The 18,559-nt window shown below is 45.4% G+C and carries 17 protein-coding genes; 7 read left to right on the top strand and 10 right to left on the bottom strand.

Features of this window, described 5'->3' with window-relative positions:
• Nucleotides 1-12: 12 nt before the first annotated feature.
• Both sps_RS01605 and sps_RS01600 read left to right on the top strand, forming a co-directional pair.
• Nucleotides 13-1,545 carry a YjjI family glycine radical enzyme gene (locus sps_RS01605; RefSeq protein ID WP_077750891.1) on the top strand — a complete coding sequence of 511 codons (1,533 nt, stop codon included), beginning with the start codon at nucleotides 13-15 and terminating at the stop codon, nucleotides 1,543-1,545.
• Nucleotides 1,530-2,456 carry a YjjW family glycine radical enzyme activase gene (locus sps_RS01600; protein ID WP_077750890.1) on the top strand — a complete coding sequence of 309 codons (927 nt, stop codon included), beginning with the start codon at nucleotides 1,530-1,532 and terminating at the stop codon, nucleotides 2,454-2,456. Before sps_RS01605 ends, sps_RS01600 begins: the two co-directional genes overlap by 16 nt.
• Nucleotides 2,457-2,468: 12 nt before the next feature.
• Here sps_RS01600 and sps_RS01595 read toward each other — a convergent pair whose 3' ends face one another.
• On the bottom strand, nucleotides 2,469-3,422 hold the full coding sequence (locus sps_RS01595) for a LysR family transcriptional regulator (RefSeq protein WP_077750889.1): 954 nt from the start codon (nucleotides 3,420-3,422) through the stop codon (nucleotides 2,469-2,471).
• 183 nt (nucleotides 3,423-3,605) lie between these two features.
• Here sps_RS01595 and sps_RS01590 point away from each other — a divergent pair, with 183 nt between their 5' ends.
• Nucleotides 3,606-4,070, top strand: a complete 465-nt coding sequence (locus tag sps_RS01590; RefSeq protein ID WP_077750888.1) for a tRNA (cytidine(34)-2'-O)-methyltransferase — start codon at nucleotides 3,606-3,608, stop codon at nucleotides 4,068-4,070.
• Nucleotides 4,071-4,099: 29 nt separating this feature from the next.
• On the opposite strand, the gene sps_RS01585 is transcribed toward sps_RS01590, so the two are convergent.
• The 4 genes from sps_RS01585 to sps_RS01570 all read right to left on the bottom strand — a co-directional run bounded on the left by sps_RS01585 (nucleotide 4,100) and on the right by sps_RS01570 (nucleotide 8,069).
• Nucleotides 4,100-4,630 carry a hypothetical protein gene (locus sps_RS01585; protein ID WP_077750887.1) on the bottom strand — a complete coding sequence of 177 codons (531 nt, stop codon included), beginning with the start codon at nucleotides 4,628-4,630 and terminating at the stop codon, nucleotides 4,100-4,102.
• Complete coding sequence (locus sps_RS01580) at nucleotides 4,611-5,177, bottom strand: hypothetical protein (RefSeq protein WP_077750886.1); 567 nt, start codon at nucleotides 5,175-5,177, stop codon at nucleotides 4,611-4,613. The genes sps_RS01585 and sps_RS01580 overlap by 20 nt, the downstream gene beginning before the upstream one ends.
• Nucleotides 5,178-5,298: 121 nt before the next feature.
• A complete protein-coding gene (locus sps_RS01575) occupies nucleotides 5,299-6,744 on the bottom strand; it encodes a M16 family metallopeptidase (protein WP_077750885.1) in 1,446 nt (481 codons plus the stop codon).
• Nucleotides 6,741-8,069: a M16 family metallopeptidase gene (locus sps_RS01570; protein ID WP_077750884.1), complete on the bottom strand. Its 1,329-nt coding sequence runs from the start codon at nucleotides 8,067-8,069 to the stop codon at nucleotides 6,741-6,743. The genes sps_RS01575 and sps_RS01570 overlap by 4 nt, the downstream gene beginning before the upstream one ends.
• 395 nt (nucleotides 8,070-8,464) lie before the next feature.
• Between sps_RS01570 and sps_RS01565 the strand changes: the two genes are divergently transcribed.
• A complete protein-coding gene (locus sps_RS01565) occupies nucleotides 8,465-9,178 on the top strand; it encodes a flagellar brake domain-containing protein (protein WP_077750883.1) in 714 nt (237 codons plus the stop codon).
• A gap of 21 nt (nucleotides 9,179-9,199) precedes the next feature.
• Here the strand turns inward: sps_RS01565 and sps_RS01560 are convergent, their stop codons facing one another.
• Entirely contained in the window at nucleotides 9,200-9,565 is a 366-nt protein-coding gene (locus sps_RS01560) for a hypothetical protein (protein ID WP_077750882.1), read from the bottom strand.
• A complete protein-coding gene (locus sps_RS01555; RefSeq protein WP_077750881.1) occupies nucleotides 9,566-11,161 on the bottom strand; it encodes an EAL domain-containing protein in 1,596 nt (531 codons plus the stop codon). It abuts the gene before it with no gap.
• 298 nt (nucleotides 11,162-11,459) lie between these two features.
• On the opposite strand from sps_RS01555, the gene sps_RS01550 reads away from it, so the two are divergent.
• Nucleotides 11,460-13,562, top strand: coding sequence for a putative bifunctional diguanylate cyclase/phosphodiesterase (locus sps_RS01550; protein WP_077750880.1), 2,103 nt, complete (start codon nucleotides 11,460-11,462; stop codon nucleotides 13,560-13,562).
• Between the two features lie 40 nt (nucleotides 13,563-13,602).
• Here sps_RS01550 and sps_RS01545 read toward each other — a convergent pair whose 3' ends face one another.
• A complete protein-coding gene (locus sps_RS01545; protein ID WP_077750879.1) occupies nucleotides 13,603-14,196 on the bottom strand; it encodes a tRNA-uridine aminocarboxypropyltransferase in 594 nt (197 codons plus the stop codon).
• A 251-nt stretch (nucleotides 14,197-14,447) separates the two neighbouring features.
• Nucleotides 14,448-15,650: a multidrug effflux MFS transporter gene (locus sps_RS01540; protein WP_077750878.1), complete on the bottom strand. Its 1,203-nt coding sequence runs from the start codon at nucleotides 15,648-15,650 to the stop codon at nucleotides 14,448-14,450.
• Nucleotides 15,651-15,757: 107 nt separating this feature from the next.
• On the opposite strand from sps_RS01540, the gene sps_RS01535 reads away from it, so the two are divergent.
• Together sps_RS01535 and sps_RS01530 are read left to right on the top strand one after the other, a co-directional pair.
• Nucleotides 15,758-16,747, top strand: a complete 990-nt coding sequence (locus sps_RS01535; protein ID WP_077750877.1) for a LysR family transcriptional regulator — start codon at nucleotides 15,758-15,760, stop codon at nucleotides 16,745-16,747.
• A gap of 169 nt (nucleotides 16,748-16,916) precedes the next feature.
• Nucleotides 16,917-17,270, top strand: coding sequence for a hypothetical protein (locus sps_RS01530; protein ID WP_077750876.1), 354 nt, complete (start codon nucleotides 16,917-16,919; stop codon nucleotides 17,268-17,270).
• A gap of 40 nt (nucleotides 17,271-17,310) precedes the next feature.
• On the opposite strand, the gene sps_RS01525 is transcribed toward sps_RS01530, so the two are convergent.
• On the bottom strand, nucleotides 17,311-18,543 hold the full coding sequence (locus sps_RS01525) for a hypothetical protein (RefSeq protein WP_077750875.1): 1,233 nt from the start codon (nucleotides 18,541-18,543) through the stop codon (nucleotides 17,311-17,313).
• Nucleotides 18,544-18,559: the final 16 nt, after the last annotated feature.

The raw sequence follows: 18,559 nt of genomic DNA, 5'->3' as shown, positions 1-18,559 counted from the left end.
TGGATAGAGCAGATGACTTTTCGGGAAACATTCAACCGTATAGTGACCGACCCCAGCCTAACGCCAAAACAGAAATCCAATTATTTGGCCCTCGAGGCAGAAGCCAGCCTTGCATATCCTCAAGTATCAAGTGCCGTCAGCCAGGCGATGGATTCGGGGATCATCTGTGACATGTTCGAGGGCCATGCCCCTTTCAAACCTCGCTATGTACTGCCCGACTATGCCAAGTATCTGACTCAAGGTTCAAAATATCTGGAGCTGAAGCCAGCACGTAATCTAGATGAGGCCATCAATGCCTTAACTATCATCTATCACCATGTGCCTTCGGTGACCAACATCCCAGTCTACTTGGGTCGATTGGATGAATTGCTGATGCCCTATGTAGCCAATCTGGATGATGAAGCTATCTATAACAAACTCAGGCTATTCTGGATCATGCTAGACCGCACCTTGCCCGATGCCTTTATGCATGTGAACATAGGTCCGTCAGATAACATCATCTGCCGGACTATCTTACGTGTTGATGCAGAGCTGAAGCAGGTCGCGCCTAACCTCACCTTTATGTACGATCCCAACACCACACCCGATAAACTGCTGCAACAGGCAACCGACAATATCTGCGAGTGCAGTAAACCCCACATCGCCAATTACCCGATACATGCTCAGACCTTTGATAAGACTGGTTTCGGTATCGTCAGCTGCTACAACTCATTACCCCTAGCCGGTGGAGCTAACACCCTAGTTCGCCTCAACCTCAAACAAGTGGCTTTGCTAGCCACAGACAGTCAGGATTTTTTCACCCACACCTTGCCCTATTATTGCCGACTCATGTATGAGTTAATCCAGGCCAGAACTAGCTACCTACATGAAGAGTCACACTTCTTCACCAGTTTCCTGGTCGAAGAGGGCCTGATAGAAGAAACAAGATTTGCCCCCATGTTTGGTATCTATGGCATGGCAGAGGCGGTGAACAGCCTACTGGGTGAGGCCGAGACTTCACCGAAATCATATGGTCACAATGAGACCGCCAATAAACTTGGCTATCAGATCTCTGCGGCACTGAACAAAATTGTTAAATCGACACCTGTCACCTATGGCTACCGCGGCCGAGCACTGCTACACGCCCAGGGCGGTATCAGTCTGGATAAGGGGGTCACTCCAGGGGTGCGCATTCCCTATGGAACCGAGCCCGATCCTGTCACCCATATTCAGGCTTTGGCCGAGCATCACCAATATTACTCATCTGGGATCAGCGAGATATTGACTATCGACGAGACGGTGAAATCGAATCCCCAAGCTATGTACCAGCTATGCAAGGGAGCCTTGAGTCTGGGACTGCGTGAATTCACCGCTAATGTGGCCTCCAATGACCTAGTCCGTGTTACGGGTTACATGATCAAGTTGTCGGACATAGCCGCCTTCAAAAAACGCGGTTCCCGCACCAATACCACGGGCCTAGGTGCACAAGCGGCGGCCAATACTGGCATCTCAAACCGTAAACCCAGAGTCACCAGTCATGAGCAAGCACCTTGCTACGAGTCCTAGAGCAAGCCTACAGTGATGCAGCCCACCAGAGGAGAAATGAGAGAAGCGCAACCGTTACTAAGATATTGAGCTTCTCCTGCGTCGACGGTCCAGGCAATAGGCTAGTCATCTTCCTTCAGGGATGTAACTTCAACTGCAAGTCATGCCACAATCCTCACACCATAGGCCTGTGTGATAATTGTGGCCTCTGCCTCTCCTCCTGTCCGGTTCAGGCACTGTCATTAATTGAGACCGATGGAGCTGGCGCAATTAATTGGGACACAGACCTGTGCATCGAATGCGATGCATGTCTGGAGGCGTGCCCGAAACAAGCAAGCCCTAAGACCTGCCAATACACAGTGAGCCAGCTCTTGGCTGTGATTCGGAAAAATAGCCCTTTCATCACAGGGATCACAGTCTCCGGCGGCGAAGCCAGTCTGCAACTCATGTTCATTGTAGGCCTGTTCTCTGCCATAAAATCCAGCCCTGAGCTGCAGCACCTTAACTGTATGTTAGACACCAACGGCAGCCTAAGTGAGTCGGGCTGGCACAAGTTACTACCCTATATGGATGGCGCCATGGTGGATCTTAAGGCCTGGCAGAAGGAAACCCATCTTTGGCTGACAGGCAGAGATAACCACAGGGTGTTTCGCTCCATGGAGCTATTGGCCAGCGAGGAGAAGCTATATGAAGTCAGGCTACTACACATCCCGGGGAAATCAGACTTAGACTCTGAAATATCGGCGATAGCTGAGTATCTAAAGCGACTGCCGAGCTCGACTAAGATCAGACTCAATGCCTTTGGTCACCATGGTGTGAAGGGAGAGGCCTTAGCGTGGCAAACTTGCAGTGAAGAGGATATGACTACTCTGGCCGAGAGACTCACTGAACGCGGGGTAATCTCCTTAACCTTACCTTCTGTTTACCTATAAAATTGTTCCTAGCTATTTTATTAGCCTAAATGAATCTTCCGCTTCGCTACATGCCAATACCTGCTCATAGAACCAACGTTGAGCGGGGTCTTTCAGGGTCGCACTATGCCACACCAGACTATAGGCCACCTCGCCATAATCGAAAGGTAAGGCACGGCTGACAAGCCCCTTGGCCTGTAGCGCCATTTCGGCCCAACGACGGGAACAGGTAAACAACAGCTCAGAATGATGACACATCAAGGCTGCACTGCCAAAGTCAGGCAGCGATATGCTGATATTTCTGCGGCACTCTAGCTGGGCAAGTTGCATCTCGAAGAAAGGAATATTCAGATCCCCGTCTGTGATGCCGATATGGCCGTAACTGAGATAATCATCCAGGCTCAACTCCCCTTCGCCCCTCTGTGCTAAAGAGTGATCCGGATTCATCAGGCAAACCATCTCATCCTTAAACAAGGTTTGCCAAACCAGATCATGTCGAGATCCCGGTGGCTGGCTGAGGTCGTGAGGCAAGATGATAAAGTCCAACGTGCCTCCGATCAAGCCATCGAATCCTACACTGTCCTTGGTGCTGATTTCCAGCTTGATATTAGGTGCCAGTGCCAGCACATGGGCACTTAATTTTGCCGCTAGCAGTTCGAAGGTACTCTCACGCATGGCCAATGAGAACCGCCCCTCACAATTGAAAGGATCAAATTGATCTTGGCTCATCAGCTGATCCATATCGTAGATCATCTGCTGTACACTCGGCCCCAACCTGCGCGCCAAAGGTGTCGCCACCAGCTTGTTGCCATGACGATAGAAAAGGTCATCCCCCAAACTGCTGCGGAGCTGACTTAATGTTTTACTGACAGAAGAAGGACTTAGACAGAGCCGCTCAGCGGCAGCCGTAACACTCAGAGTATCTAACATCACATGTAAGGTGATCAGATGTTTCATGCTAATACGGGATAATTTGACCAGATCCATATACTTACTTACGCCTATGATGCATTATTTTAGTTCTTTTCGTAACCTAGGAATATAAACAGAAACCAGACTCGGCGTATACTCTAGCAAGGTAGAAACAAGACTGAGCTCACCCAGTGCGGCTATTTTTTCTGGTCGGCTTTATGTCATAATCACGCTTCATCATTATTTAGGCAGGCCAGCATGTTTCATATCGCACTCTATGAGCCCGAAATCGCTCCCAATACAGGTAACATCATACGCCTTTGCGCCAACAATGGTTGCCAGCTGCATTTAATTGAGCCATTAGGATTCGATCTCGAAGAGAAGAAGTTACGCCGTGCGGGATTGGACTATGCCGACCTCACCTGTGTCACCAGATATAAAGACTTTCCAAGCTTCCTCGATGCTATGGATGGAAAGCGCATCATGGCCTGTACCACTAAGGGAAGCCGCCCTCATACCGAACTCAGTTTCGAAAAGGGAGATGTCCTCTTGTTCGGCCCTGAAACCAGGGGACTGCCAATAGAGATAATCGAATCACTGCCCACGAATCAGAGACTCAAGATACCCATGGCAGGAACGAGCAGAAGCCTCAACCTCTCCAATGCTGTCGCCATCATCAGTTATGAAGCCTGGCGACAGAACGGTTTCGAAGGAGCACTATAAGCAGCTGAAAACTGTTAATGTTTAGGGTTTCAACGCAAGGGAACAGGCATCATTTCGATGCCTCGATAGAAGAGATAACGATCGGTATCGTCATCCAGATATTGCACATTCTGCAGCCAGAGCCAGCCATCTCCTTTAGGCTCAAACCTGAGTTGGATCAAGGCGGGGCGTTTGTTCAACTCCCCCTCACCCAATAGGGTATAGCTACCATATTGGCGATATAGACTGAAGCTTTGAAATTTATCCTCATTGACCCCATCGAAGTAGGTGAGAAAAGTGGACTCGCCTCTACGCCTGAACCACCAGGTTTCACTGAACTTATGATTTGCATTACGACTGACAGAGACCAATAGCTGTTGTTGATCTGCCGAACAGATAACCTGGACAGAGGTCTGTATAGGGAGTTGCTTCAGTTTCGCTGCGCTGCCCTGCCAATGACCCGCCAGTAATGTACAAAAATCACCGAAGTTAGCCTTCTCGGCCCAAGATTGAGTGGACACAAATAGGCACAATACTACCGCAATTGAAACGATACTCTTTCTAAAACAACTCGATATCATCTTGGGGAGTAACTTGATTCTGATCCTTATAAAGCCTCAAGGCTTCGTGTACCGGGATTCCTTGCAATACAAGATCGAACATTTTTCTCTCACAATCAAGTGAATAGCTCTCTTCTATCTCTTCTTGAAGCTTTTCCCACGCCTCGGGGGATATACGTTCCTTTTGACTGCTTAGCACTTCTTCCATTAAGGCTAGCCCCATGATCACGTGTTGCAGACGTTGAGAAACACGATCATAGAACTGGAATGCTACAACCCCCTCCCTAACGGCCGTCGCTAGATTTTCGCCATGAACTAATACTTCAGGCGGTGTGCCTTCGAGTTGGGTCAAGTAGCTATTCATTCCTTCCAGATGCCTAGCCATATCGGTGAATAAGGAACCTAGTGAAGTCACATTATGCTCCCCATCGGTCAAAGATAGTTCTATCTGCGCCATGGCTAACAACAACACCTTGATGGTCTCTTGAATATGACACCAATCTACATCGGCATCACTTGGAGGAAACTCCATCTCAAGCTTGCTGATCCCTGCATTACTTATTGCCATCTCGACCCTCCTAGTCTTAATACCCTATAAGCATCAAGTGTAGAACAGGGCAAAGAAAGCTGCAGCAAGAAACGCTTTAGGTCTCTAAACCTAGAAACCTAAAGCTTATTAGGCTAACTTGCTAGCCTCCAAAACCAACGGCTTTGATGTCTAAGGTTTTAACTTCACCATACTCGGCCGCAATAGGCGCTATTTTCTCGGCATTGCCTATGATGACAAACTGCAGGTTTTGCTGCGGAAAGTATGTGCTGACCAATCTCTGCGTCTCGGCCACAGTTAAGCCGTCCACTTTAGCTTGAAAATCATTGATGAAGCCATCATCGAAGCCATAGAGATACATATCAGATAGCAAACCTGCAAGCTGTCCGCTGGTTTCAAACTTAGGCGGAAACTGGCCTTTAACATAGGCCTTAGCTGAATCCAGTGTTACTTGATCTATGCCTGTTTCCCATAGCCTGGCGTAAGTTTTCAATGCCAAATCGATAGTCTCTTTGGTCGTTGAAGTCTTAGTAAAGGTGCTAATTCTAAAGACCCCCCCCTGAGAGTAAGGAATAAATCCTGAGCGAGCGCCATAGGTCAGTCCAGCATTAACCCTTAACTCATCATTGAGCCAAGAGGTAAAACGGCCACCTAAGATAGTATTAACTACTTTTAAACCCACATAATCCGGGTTATCCCGTGAAATACCCTTACCACCAATCAAAAAAGTAGTTTCTATGGCATCACTCTTATCGACTAATAATACCTGCGGAGACGATAATTCAGGCTGCTGTTCATTCAGCTTAAGTGCCACGCCTTTCTCGCCATTTTCCCACTGGCCAAACAGCTTTCTAAGCTCGGCTTTCATCTGCTCAGTATCGAAGTCACCGACGACACTAATTGCCGTATTAGCTGGCTGGTAATAACTTTTATGAAAAGCCCTTAACTGTGAAATATTTAGCTCGGCTAAAGACTCACTGGTACCAGAGTTAGCATTGCCGTATGGATGCGTACCGAAAACGAGTTTATCGAAATAGCGGCTGATCACAGAGCGAGGGCTCTCTTTAGCCTGAGATAGTCCGGCAATCTCTCTTTGACGTAGCTTATCGAATTCCTTGGCATCAAAATTGGGGGATAAAAGCAGACTCTTGATTAGCGGCAACATTGTATCGCTGTCTTTAGCCATAAAGTCGGCACCGATATAGCTGCCCTCTTTGCCCGCATCGGCATAGATAGAAGCGCCGAGAAAATCCACCATCTGCTCTATATCGGCCTTAGATTTTCCGTCAGCACCGAGTAGCAGGCTTTGCGCCGTCATCCCAGCCACGCCAGAGGTTGTATCATTTACCGAACCTGCCCGTACCACAGCACTGACGGTCACCAAAGGGACTTCTCTCTGAGGCATTAGATATACAGTCAGCCCATTGTCTAATACTAATTTCTCATACGCCGGCATGCTAAAACTACCAGTATCTACGCTGGTATTACTTGTCGTTGAAGCGCAGGCCGAAAGTGCTAATACACTGCCCAGAGCAATAGCTGCCATCAACTTATTTGAACGCTTAGTGAGATGAGTTAACGTATTCATTCATCTGTCTCCTCTGTTGCTGCCAGCACGGCGACACTACGGTTTGCACGACGTAGATATGTTTGCGCCACACGCTGAAGATCAGCAGGTGTCACCTTGTTGTAAGCTTCTGGTGCGTTAAACAATTTCTCGAAACTACCAAAATACAGCTCGTAGGTACCAAGAGTGTTGGCCTTGCCATTGATGGTTTCCATGGAACGATAAAAATCCATCAACTTGATGTTTTTGACCTTCTCTAACTCTTTTTCAGTCACACCTTCACGGGCAACTCTATTGATCTCGCTAATCATTTCCTTCTCGAGTTCAACCGCGGTGATCCCGGGATTTGCCACGCCCATGACATAAAATAGGTTTGGATCGATTGTCATCGGCAGGTAAGTTTCAACTTCGATGGCAACTTGCTTCTCCACCAAAGACTGGTACAAACGAGAACTATTGCCCTCACTGAGCACAGATGAGAGCAGATCCAGTGCATAGTAATCTTCATGTGACGTAGAAGGAACATGGAAGGCCAGCATGACATTAGGGGTGCTTACCGATGCCTTTTGAACATAAGTTCGTCGCTCACCTTTTTGCAGTGGCTCAACTGTTTTCACTTCTCTTGGCGGAGCCTGCGCTGGAATAGGCGCAAAATATTTATTGGCTAATGCCTTAACTTCATTAAATTTAACATCTCCGGCAATAACGACCACTGCATTGTTTGGTGCATAATAGGTCTTGTGGTATTGAACCAAATCATCCAAGGTCCAGGCTGTAATATCTGATTCGTGTCCAATCACAGACCAGCTGTATGGATGAGCCCTAAATGCAATGCCCTTAAGCTCTTCCTGCAGAGTACGCCAGTTTGAGTTTTCAAGACCTGTAGTTCGTTCTGAGGCCACAACACCACGCTCGCTTTCCACCATTTTCGCATCGATATCCAGGTGTTCAATGCGATCAGCTTCCAGATCGAAGATGGTTTCCAACGCATTAGCAGGAAACCAATCTGTGTAGACAGTGAGGTTTTCTGTGGTGTAGGCGTTATTAGCTCCACCAGCGGCTTCCATAGTGCGGTCAAACATCTTAGGACCATACTTCTTAGAGCCATTAAACATCATATGCTCGAAGAAATGAGATATGCCGGTAATACCTGGCACTTCATTGCGTGAGCCTACTTTCCAAAACAGATACATATTGGCATTTGGAATCGATGAATCTTCCAATACCATAATCTTCATACCGTTATCCAGAGTAAAGCTCTTGATATCTTCGGCTTGGGTCGCCTGCACAGCTGTCGAGACCAAAGCCCCTAACATCAGTACTATCCCTAAAATTTTGCGAATCATTTTCGCTCCCTTTCTATGTTTAATCGAACAGCTCGACTCTCTGGTACATCCCACAAAGCCAGTTATTTATCCTGACTCGATAGCAATGACACGCTAAGTCGAACATATAAAGCTAAAACTCGTTAATATTCAACTGTAACTACGTAAATAAACAGAAACAAATTGTAAATATCATGCTCCAAAATATAACAATGAGCTGAATCTTATCTAAGCCTTATCTTTCTTCCTAAAGCAACCAGTATAAGAAACTAAAAATGCTGTAATTTCAAGCAAGAAGATACAAACACAACTCTGCTCACATTACTTACTTTGAATTCAAGATGTGGCTTTATAGCTTAAAAACATCAGCTTAAAATTATATGCTATGGTTTAGGTAGAAAAAGGGAGAGTAACAAGTGCCTCAATCACAAGCTTACGAATTTTCTTATCTAGATAATATTGCCTGCAATACTGAGGTCAATATTCAGATCCTAACCCCAACTCAGCCTATACGATTACGAACCAGGCTTGTCGGTGTAGATCCACATGTATCCATAATATTGGCTCTTGGTTCTGACAAGCATTGGCAACAGGCTAGTGACTTTATTGCTCAAGATCAGGGAGTCATCATACGCATTGTCAAAACTGATGAACCCGATGCTAATGTAATTGCCTTTAAAACCTGTATCCAAAAACTCATCAACAGTTCAGGCCGATGGTTGCTTGTAGACTATCCTAAAGAGATACAAAAAGTAGCACTTAGACAACACTCCAGAATCCCTATAAATGTTGAGTCGTCACTCAGGGCTGCGCCTAGTGAAGCAAGTGAAAATAGCACTGAGGCTAAGCCTCTGGCACATGGAAATTTAAGCGATATATCAATAAAGGGTGGGGCCTTTGTCTGTAAGACAAATGACACAATAGAAAAGGAAGGCAACTACCTGCTTCAAGTTAAAATCATGCCAGACATGGAAACTTTATCCATGCCGGTCACAGTTAAGAATGCAATTGGAATCGAACATGACAAAGCACAGCTCCAATATGGCTTTATCATAAACAGTCCCCAGAGTGAGGCTGAGATCTTTGTACAAAAAGTGATTCTCAACCACTTACTACAACAGTCTGAATAAGTAGATTTTTCTAGGCTAGGTTTAAAAAGGTTTTGGTATTTTCCGTTCTTTTAATACCGCTTCCCTTGCCTCTCTAAGATATTTATCCTCGCGAGATTCACGCTCATTAAACTGCTCTTGTGCCTTAACTCTCTGCTCGGCTTCCCAGTCATTAGGTTGCGTCTTTTTATAGATCTTCTTTTCACGAGCCTGGGTTTCGCCCGCTGCATCTCTAGCCTTTTGTAACTGCTCTTGCTCAAGTTCCCGGGACTCCTCACGCGCTGCATCGGCTTTTTGGGTTAAACTTTTTTGCGTGTCTGAAGCTGTAGAGAAAGTTGAAAGGAATATACAAGCCACTCCAATCACACAGCTTTTCTGACTGAAACGGTCACTTCTATTAGATATCATTCACTCCTCCTTGAGAGCATATAAATTAGGCATGTCGGTATTAGCATATTGCTGAATATAAGCTTGATGGCTTTCATGCCAAAACGCAATAAATTCAGCAGTCGATAGCGGCTTAGCAAACAGATATCCCTGCTGAAAGCGAACCCCTTTCTCGACCAAGGCCTCGGATTGAAAGCTCGTTTCGACTCCCTCTGCAATAATTTGCATGCCTAAGCTCTTAGCCATTTGAATGTTAGCATCTAATACCTGAGTTCTATCGGGGGAGATTATTAAGGTATCGACGAACAGCTTGTCGATCTTCATTACATCTATATTCAACTCTTGCAAATAAGATGCACCACCGTAACCTGTACCCGCATCATCTAATTCGATACAAATACCTAAGGCCTTCATTTTTTCTACATTCATTTTGGCTTGACTTAGGTTTTTAAGAGGAAGTCTTTCAGTTATCTCTATTGCAAGCTGATCACAAGGAAAACCCTTGCCCTTAAGCTCGAGCAATTGTTTGGCAAAGCATGGAGACTCCAGATGCTGCGGAACGAGATTAATGCTACAACGAAACTGAGGAGATTGTTCGAGAACCTCAGCTAAATCGATAGGGATATTTTTAAGCAGTTGCAGAGTCACATCATTAATCAGATCGCTCTCTTCTAATACCTGAATGAAACGTCCAGGCGGCTCAACACTTCCATCAGGTTTAATCCAACGAACCAAGGCTTCGGCCCCGACTACATAACCGGTCTGAGCATCAATAATGGGCTGATAATAAGCGATTAACTCCCCTCTTTTTACCGCTACTTTTAACTGGTAGCCCAGAGAACGATGTAAGGTTTTTACCAAGTTAACGATATATAAACAGAGTAGACTAAACACCAAAGATATTGGAATGGTTAACATTAACGAGTTAAACATCTCTCCACGCACTCGCTTTCTTCCCACTACCGCATCGACATAGAGTGGAAATTCATGGCTATAGACCCTAAGTTCAGTTAACACGCCAGACTTCACTTCTCCTAATTCTAAAATCAAATCATCATTGGAAAGTCTCACTTCCACATGCCTACAATCCGTGCACTGATCTTCAAAGAAAGAATAACTATCTTCAAGGGCAATACGTACGACATTAATCCGGTCATCAGCCTCTAACGCGACAAAAAGATCACGCTTCTCTATGCCTTGCCAATCGTAACCCATCACAGAAATGACTTTCTTTCTATTATCATCTAAATATATAACGTTATTGAAGTTTCGATCTCTTTGTGAAACCAAGATGTTGCCCACAACAGAGCAATAAGTCCAAGGCGCCGAGTCTTTATGCCGAATAAGAAATAAACCCGCCCCTAAATGATCGAAAAGAAACTCCTCTAACTTCTCTTGACCCTTATTGTCACAGCTAGAAAAATTAACTTCATTGAGCTTTTCTAAACTATTTCCGGCCACCGAAAGTTTATGCTCAACATAATTGAGCAGTTGCTCAGAATCGGATCTCACTTCATTAGAAACTTGCCAGAATGCATAAAGGTAGGATGTAGCGATTGCGATGATAATCACTAATATAGAGAAAAGACCAAGCGATGATAACGTCTTAAATTTCATCTTAGATAAAACCCATCTCACGCAAGATCACCCAACATAATAAAAACACTCACTAGGCTCTCCCCCAAGAACAAAGTACGATTTAAACTGTATCTTAACCTCACTTCCATCCAAAAGTGCAGGGAAAAATCATCCAAATAGCAGTTATATATTACAAAAAGGCATTTCAAGTTTGAGTAACTGAGGAAATAAGGTTATTTTTAACCCTGCTGTAATCTTGTACTAATAGATATGATGCATTTTTAACTGAATTAACACCTAAGCAGTAAACAGGGACATGGGACAAGGGAGTAAAGGAATGGACCAATGGTCTCAGCTATTATCTAAGCTAACTTCAGATAGGCCAAGCTTATCAAAGAAGCTTGAAACTTGGTTACGACAAGCAGACTCACCTCCATTAGCCATAATCAAAGGCTATCACTTTATCGCGGCTAATCTGGTTACGTTAGAGTACTTTCAGACCCAAACCGATAACTTCGTCAACGCGACTCCCTATGACTTTTCACCTCGAATTCAATCTTCCGGCCGCAATAGTGTCGAATTTTCTCAGAAGATGATCCGCCAAGCTGCCGAAGGTAATATCATTGAATTTGACTGGCTTCATCTGAGTCAGCGAGGAACGGAGCTACCAACGAAAGTATCTCTCTTCCCGTTTAAACTGGAGGAAGAAACGGTCATTTTGGCGCAGTTCATTGCCACCAACAGGCGAAGTAAAGCCAGAACTATTACCGGAAACGGTTTCGACGCCTTGCCTAAAGAGTTGATGTCTATCACATTAGAAGACGGTGCCGAGGCTGTTTATATCACCAATGCAAAACACCAAATAATTGCCGTGAATAAAGCTATGTGCCGCATCAGTGGTTATAGCGCGGATCAACTTCTTTTTAACAGCACTGAACTTCTCGAGTTACGAAAACATACGCCTGCCGAAGAGGAGGAGTACAACAACGCTCTAGAGGAACGTGGTAGCTGGCAAGGTGAAGTCTGGAAACAAAGATCTAATGGTTCAGAGTTCCCGGCATGGAAAAGTTGCCGAAAGATATCAGCCGATGGACACATCTATTATGTCACCATATTCAGTGATATCAGTGCCAAGAAAAAATTAGAGGCTAAACTGACCGAACAGGCCATGTATGATGCACTCACTGGTTTACCTAATCGGTTTCACCTAAAATTGTTACTGAATCAGGCCCTACAAGAGATCAAAGACAATCCGAATGAAATTGGTGCCTTGATGTTCCTCGACCTCAATGGTTTCAAGAATATTAATGATTGTTTTGGTCATGCTACTGGTGACAAGGTATTACAACTGGTTTCAGCAAGACTAGAGGCGAGTTGCATTGAAAAGGCCGAAATCGCTCGCCTTGGCGGCGATGAATTCACCTTAGTGATACAAGGTTGTCATGATAGAAGCGAAGTCGAAGCATTTTCAAAGCAGATAATGACGCTGTTTGATGCCCCGTTCGAGATTAACGATCAGAAGTTTTATCTGGGTACCAGTATAGGAATAGCCCTTTTTCCTGAACATAGTGATCAAGCCACCAAACTACTCAGCCTGGCCGATACAGCCATGTACAGTGCCAAGAAAAGCCCACAGCACGTGCTATTTTATGACATTGCTATGCATGAAGAAGCTGAGAGAAAACTCACCTTACTCAGTGAGCTGCGTCACGCTCACAGCCTAAAACAATTTAAGCTCGCCTATCAAGTGATCGTTAATTTAGAGTGTAATACGGTTATCGGTGCCGAAGCCCTACTGCGCTGGCAAAAAAACAATGGTGAAATCATCAAGGCCTGCGACTTTGTGCCATTACTGGAAGAAACTGGCCTACTCATCTCCATTGGCCAATGGGTACTCAAGCAAGCTTGTCAGCAGGTTTCTGAGTGGCGAAAGTCCCACGCTCCCGACCTCAAAGTCTGTGTCAATGTCTCACCTATGCAGCTTGAACACCCGGATTTTGTCGAGCACGTCAACCAAGCCTTAATCATAAGCTCACTCCCCGCTGAAGCCCTAGTACTTGAGATCACTGAGTCGGCACTCTTGAGACAACCAGAAAGAGTGAAGAGCACTTTATCTCAATTAAAAAAACTGGGCGTCAGCATCGCCATCGATGATTTTGGTGCAGGTCTTTCCTCCCTCAGTAAGCTCGGCAGTCTGCCGATAGATAGCTTAAAGATAGATGCAGGATTTGCACGTAGGCTCAGTGAGCCCCAAGGGAAGCAACTTTGTCAGGCGATGATCCAGCTAGCGCAGGCTTTAGATATCAGTTTTGTTGTTGAAGGTATCGAAACTAAACAACAAAAAGAGATATTAGAGCAGATGGGAAAAGGTTTCGGTCAGGGATACTTTTTTGGCCATCCTAAGACTGCAGATAACTTCACCTCTGAGAGTTTCTCATAAACCAAGGCATATTCAGCTCCCTATCACAGCTATGACAAACTTACTCGTAACGCTTTCGCACGCTCGCAGGCATAGAGTTAAGGCGTTGATTAACCATGGCGCTCAATGCTCGAGTCAAGGGAATCACACTCAATTCAGGCTCTATGGCCTTGAGCATCATGGCCGCCGCCTCCAACGTCGAGAGGCTATCACTTCGGCTCGCCTTACGAATGGTGTAATTCGATCCGGACTGCAGATCTAGGTGCAAGGAAGGGTATTGAAGTAACCAGGGATTGAGCTGCAACAACTTATAAGCTTTCTTCCAAGTGCCATCTAGCAACAGCAAAATAACCTCATCATCAAATCTCTCCTCCTCAGCACTTTTACTCTTATCACAAGGATAAACGAGATAAACAGGCTTAGTGCTGGCATCCAGATATTGACGCAGATTGGAAAAATCATCGGCTCCCTCACCAACCAAGACTTGGGTCTTTGGGATAACTAGGGATAACAAGCGCACACTATTCTTTGCATGCCCTACTTCACTGGGATCTTGCAACACAATCAACTCAGTCGAAACATGCATCGGCGCGATACTCTCACAGAGACAAGCCTTCAAGGGGTAATGACATTTAGGGCAGATAGGGCGGGCCACTAGGCTCTCTTATTTCAATCAATGAATAGAAACACTAGTGTAACCGACATGAGATATAAACTGTATCTTGAAGCCAACACATATAAATGTTCCTGACATTAATCCCCTCCTATACCATCTAGGGCATCCGGGAATAACGACTTCTGACCATCCAAGCATTGTATAAAAAAGCCCGCCTCCTGTGGTTAGCAGTTAGCGGGCAAAGGGTGTTGCTTAATATGGTCTAGGCTCCTAGAGCCTAGAAACTTCTCTTAATGCGCATGTTGCTCTTGATGCCAATTATCTAAACGCGGCATGGCCATCATAGCTAATAGCATAATCGCTAAGCCTCCCATCACCAACGCAACCGCATAGGGCGCCGTTAGCTCTGTCTGTTGTACTAGCCCAGCCAACAGAGAAGCGCCACTCATCTGAATGAATCCAAGCATGGCCGTTGCGGTTCCGGCTCTTTCGCCGAATGCTGACAGTGCCATGCTAGTTGCAGGACCAAGCAGTAGAGCAAAACCGATACAGAGCAGCATCATGGGTAGCATAAAGCTAAATGCCGCAGCCAGACCCGCTTGTGGCCCCCAGATCTGAACCAGCACCTGCGATAGAGCCGATAACAACATGGTACTTAAAGCCAACATGACGGTAGGACGATTACCTAACTTATTCATCACCATAGGTGCTATGAAGCAGGCTGCTATATTGACAGCTGCATTGAGGCCAAATAGACCGCTGAAGGTCAGCTCTGACATACCCAAATGTTCGATCAACCAAACTGGAGCATAAGAAACATAACTCAAAATCGAGGCCATGCCAGCCATGCAACATAATGCATAGAACATGAAGTGGGGTTCGCTGAGTACAGGTTTATAGCGTGACCAACGGTAAAGTGGCCCCGTAGTAACAGTATTGGCTGGGCGAGTTTCCGGTAGGCGGTACCCTACGACTATCATCATCACTATGGCGTAGAGCGTCATAAAGATGAAAGTCGATCGCCAGCCAAACTGCAACGCCAGCAAACCACCGAGAGTCGGAGCCAATGCAGGGATCACACAGATGACCCCATTGAGATAACTATAATATCGCGCACCTTCTTTAGGAGTAAAACAATCTCTCACTGCACTGAAGACAACGATTGATGTCGAACAAGCCGCCAGCCCCTGAAGCACTCTAGCCAACTGCAACCAATGAAACTCCATGGCCATAGCCGCAAATAAGCTGCTAGCTCCGTAGAGTAAAACACCGAAAATGGCGATTGGCCGACGTCCATACCGATCGGCTAGTGGGCCAATTAGAATTTGCCCCACGCCCATAGCGAATAGGAACAACACTAAGGTCGATTGGACTTCACTCGATGAGACAGAGAACTCTGCAGCCATCGTCGGCATAGAAGGAAGGTAAATATCTATGGCTAATGGACTGAGCACCACCATTGACATGAGTATGGGTAACAGATTTCGACGCATTATTTTTCTCAAGATGAAACATTATTCTATAGCTAAATTCTAGCCCAGTGATGTTATGAACAGAAATGGTATAATTTCAGAACTGAATTTCCTTTAAGGAATAACTAATGAATTTAGACAACCTGGCGCGAATCGATCTCAACTTACTGGTCATATTGCAGGTGCTGTTGGAAGAACAAAGCGTCACCCGTGCTGCCAGTCGCCTACACTTGAGTCAATCTGCACTCAGCAAGAGCCTTAACCGCCTACGCGACACTCTGGGTGATCCACTGTTTCACCGCACCGCCCACGGATTAAAACCCACGGCCCATGCCCTACAGCTGGGTCAGAAGTTACCAGATATGCTCCAGGGCCTATATCAGATCACACAGCCTCCTCATTTCACCCCAGCAAGCAGTAATCGTCAGTTCTCTTTCGCTATGGTCGAAAGTGCCTATGAGACCTTATTACCCTATTTTATCGGCTCCCTACTCAACAATGCGCCAAACCTTAAACTCGATACCTATGGGTGGATGGAGCAATCCATGCAGGCGCTGCAGAAAGGACAAATTGATTTCGGCATTTCAGGAAGAGACCTACATCCACAGTCAGATTTTCAAATTGACAGGCTTCCCGACGGAATCTCTCACAAGACATTATTTACCGACAAGCAAATCTGCTTAGTTAGAGAGAAGCATCCAATAATTTCCGCTGTAAAAACAGGCCAATGGGATCTACAGATCTACTTGGAAATGTCCCATGTACAGGTACGCTGCGAAGGCAATGATTGGTGGGCACTGGACTATCATCTGGCAAACTTAGGCCATAGACGCAAACTGAGCACTACTGTACCCGACTTTTATGGCGCGGCCAGTGTGTGTGCCCATAGCGACCTAATATTCACCTTGCCATCTAGCTTTGCCCGCCATGCAGGCAAGCTGTATCCACTGGTCGAGCTGCCACTGCCATTCAAATTTATTCCATTGGCTTATGTACTGCTTTGGAATTCTCGTAATAACGAGGAGCCCGGCCATAAATGGATCAGAGAAACCATATGTAAGAGTGTCGCCGATGCTTTCGAAGATCAGACTCTCAATGACGAAAATTGTAATAATTAGCCAGCTATTCAGCTTAGATTAATCCAAGCTGGTTTATTATTATGATTCTTGAGGCTGCTATCGCCTTTACAGACAATCTGTTACATATTCAAAGCCAGATTAACTGAATTTAACGTGATCTTAGGTTATTTAATATGCAGACTGGGTACAGTTAACTTTTGGAGTTCTTATGATTTATAGTCAATTTCAGCAATCACCTTTCCAAACTAGATTCTCCGGAACCAAAGGCTGGATGGCGTTTGTTGTCGGTATTGCCGTCATCACCTTAGCCCTCATTGCTCTGCCATTCTTGCTACTTTTCGGGGCTATCAGCTTTATCCTGTTAAGTCTGTTTGGCCGTCTATTTCTGAAGAGACAGCTTGCTAGGTTTAAACAGCAGCAGGCCCAAGGCACCCATGAAAATAGTGATCAGCAGGGAAGTTTCTCAACCGCTAGCGAGCACCAAAGCCAGCAAATATTTAACGAGCACCGTCATCAGTCTAAACCGCATCAAGGGCGCACCTACGAACATGATCCAAGCTAGCAGACGTTTGCTTTCAGCAAAAAAACATATCAGCCCTAGGTTAAACCTTAAATTGTGAAGCTGTCAGAGGACGCATTAACAGCGCCTCGAAACGCTTCCAGTGTTCTAATTTTCTTGTCTCACCATCTTTTTCTATCCAACGGGCTACACTCTCTTCACCATGATTGTAATTAATTACATAGGCTCGATTAGAGAGATAGAACTTCACCCTTTGCTTAGCGCTTGATCGAGTATATAAACCATATTTGATTAATAGGTTTTGAGCATCCTCTTCCAAGATATGCCCATCGGTCAACTGCTCACAGACCAAATTATCCAAGTAGGCTAGCTTCTTATAACACGCCAAAACTTTGTGGTATTTCTCAATATCCCCCTCTATACCCGCCAGTGGCATCAAGATATCTCGTTCGAAATCGATCACCTCTTGCTGGGACATTATGAGGCTTAGGCCATAGTTAGCACTACCTTCCGAGAGAAAAGAGATAGGACTGTAGAGAGGATAAACTGCATATTCGATCCACTGTTCGCTTCTGACCAACTCTCTTTCCTGCAACAGGTTAAATACATGATGGCCAGGATAACCCTCATGGCTGGCAAGCTCCATACAGCGCTCAATATAGAGAGGCTGATCTTGGTTAAGCTGGATAAGGCTCTTATAATTACCTTGATACCAGTTATAGGCAGTCCAAATCTTATCGGTGACAAATTCGATGCTAAAATTTTCATCATGTGGCAGCTCAATATGTACCCCCGTAAGCGCCCTAGCTTTATCTACTGAAGCCTCAAATACAACAGGGATCTTGTTCTGAGGCACGATAAACTCCGCTCGAAACTGCTCGAAGCGCTCGGCTAACTCACCTTCCCCCGGTAACAGCTTATCTATCTCATCTTGTATCGATTCGAATGAGCACAAGCCAAATTTTTTCGATTTAGTATCATACAAGCCTTCAGATTCAACATCGAAACTGCCTTTATCCCCTTGAAGGTGACTCAGATAGTAATCCACAGATGACACCTGTTTATGTAAGAAGCTATGCCTGGAAATAAGCTTGGCATCGATACAGGATAGATTTAGCGAATTCAGGCAGCTGAGTTTCGCCTTTGCCATTTGCTGAAGCTCTGTCAAGGTGAGTTCCTTGCATTCCAGTCGCCAAATTTCAGGACCATAGAAAGCGTCCACATAAAATGGATCATGCAGACCGATAGCCAATACTAACTTGACATAACACTCTGCAATATCATTGAGCTCTCGGTTCAATTGTTGATCATCCATAAGATCATCTTCCCTG

This window comes from Shewanella psychrophila (assembly GCF_002005305.1).
Taxonomy (GTDB): domain Bacteria; phylum Pseudomonadota; class Gammaproteobacteria; order Enterobacterales; family Shewanellaceae; genus Shewanella; species Shewanella psychrophila.
The sequence above is the reverse complement of the archived record's forward strand: the minus strand, read 5'-3'. Positions and strand labels throughout refer to the sequence as shown.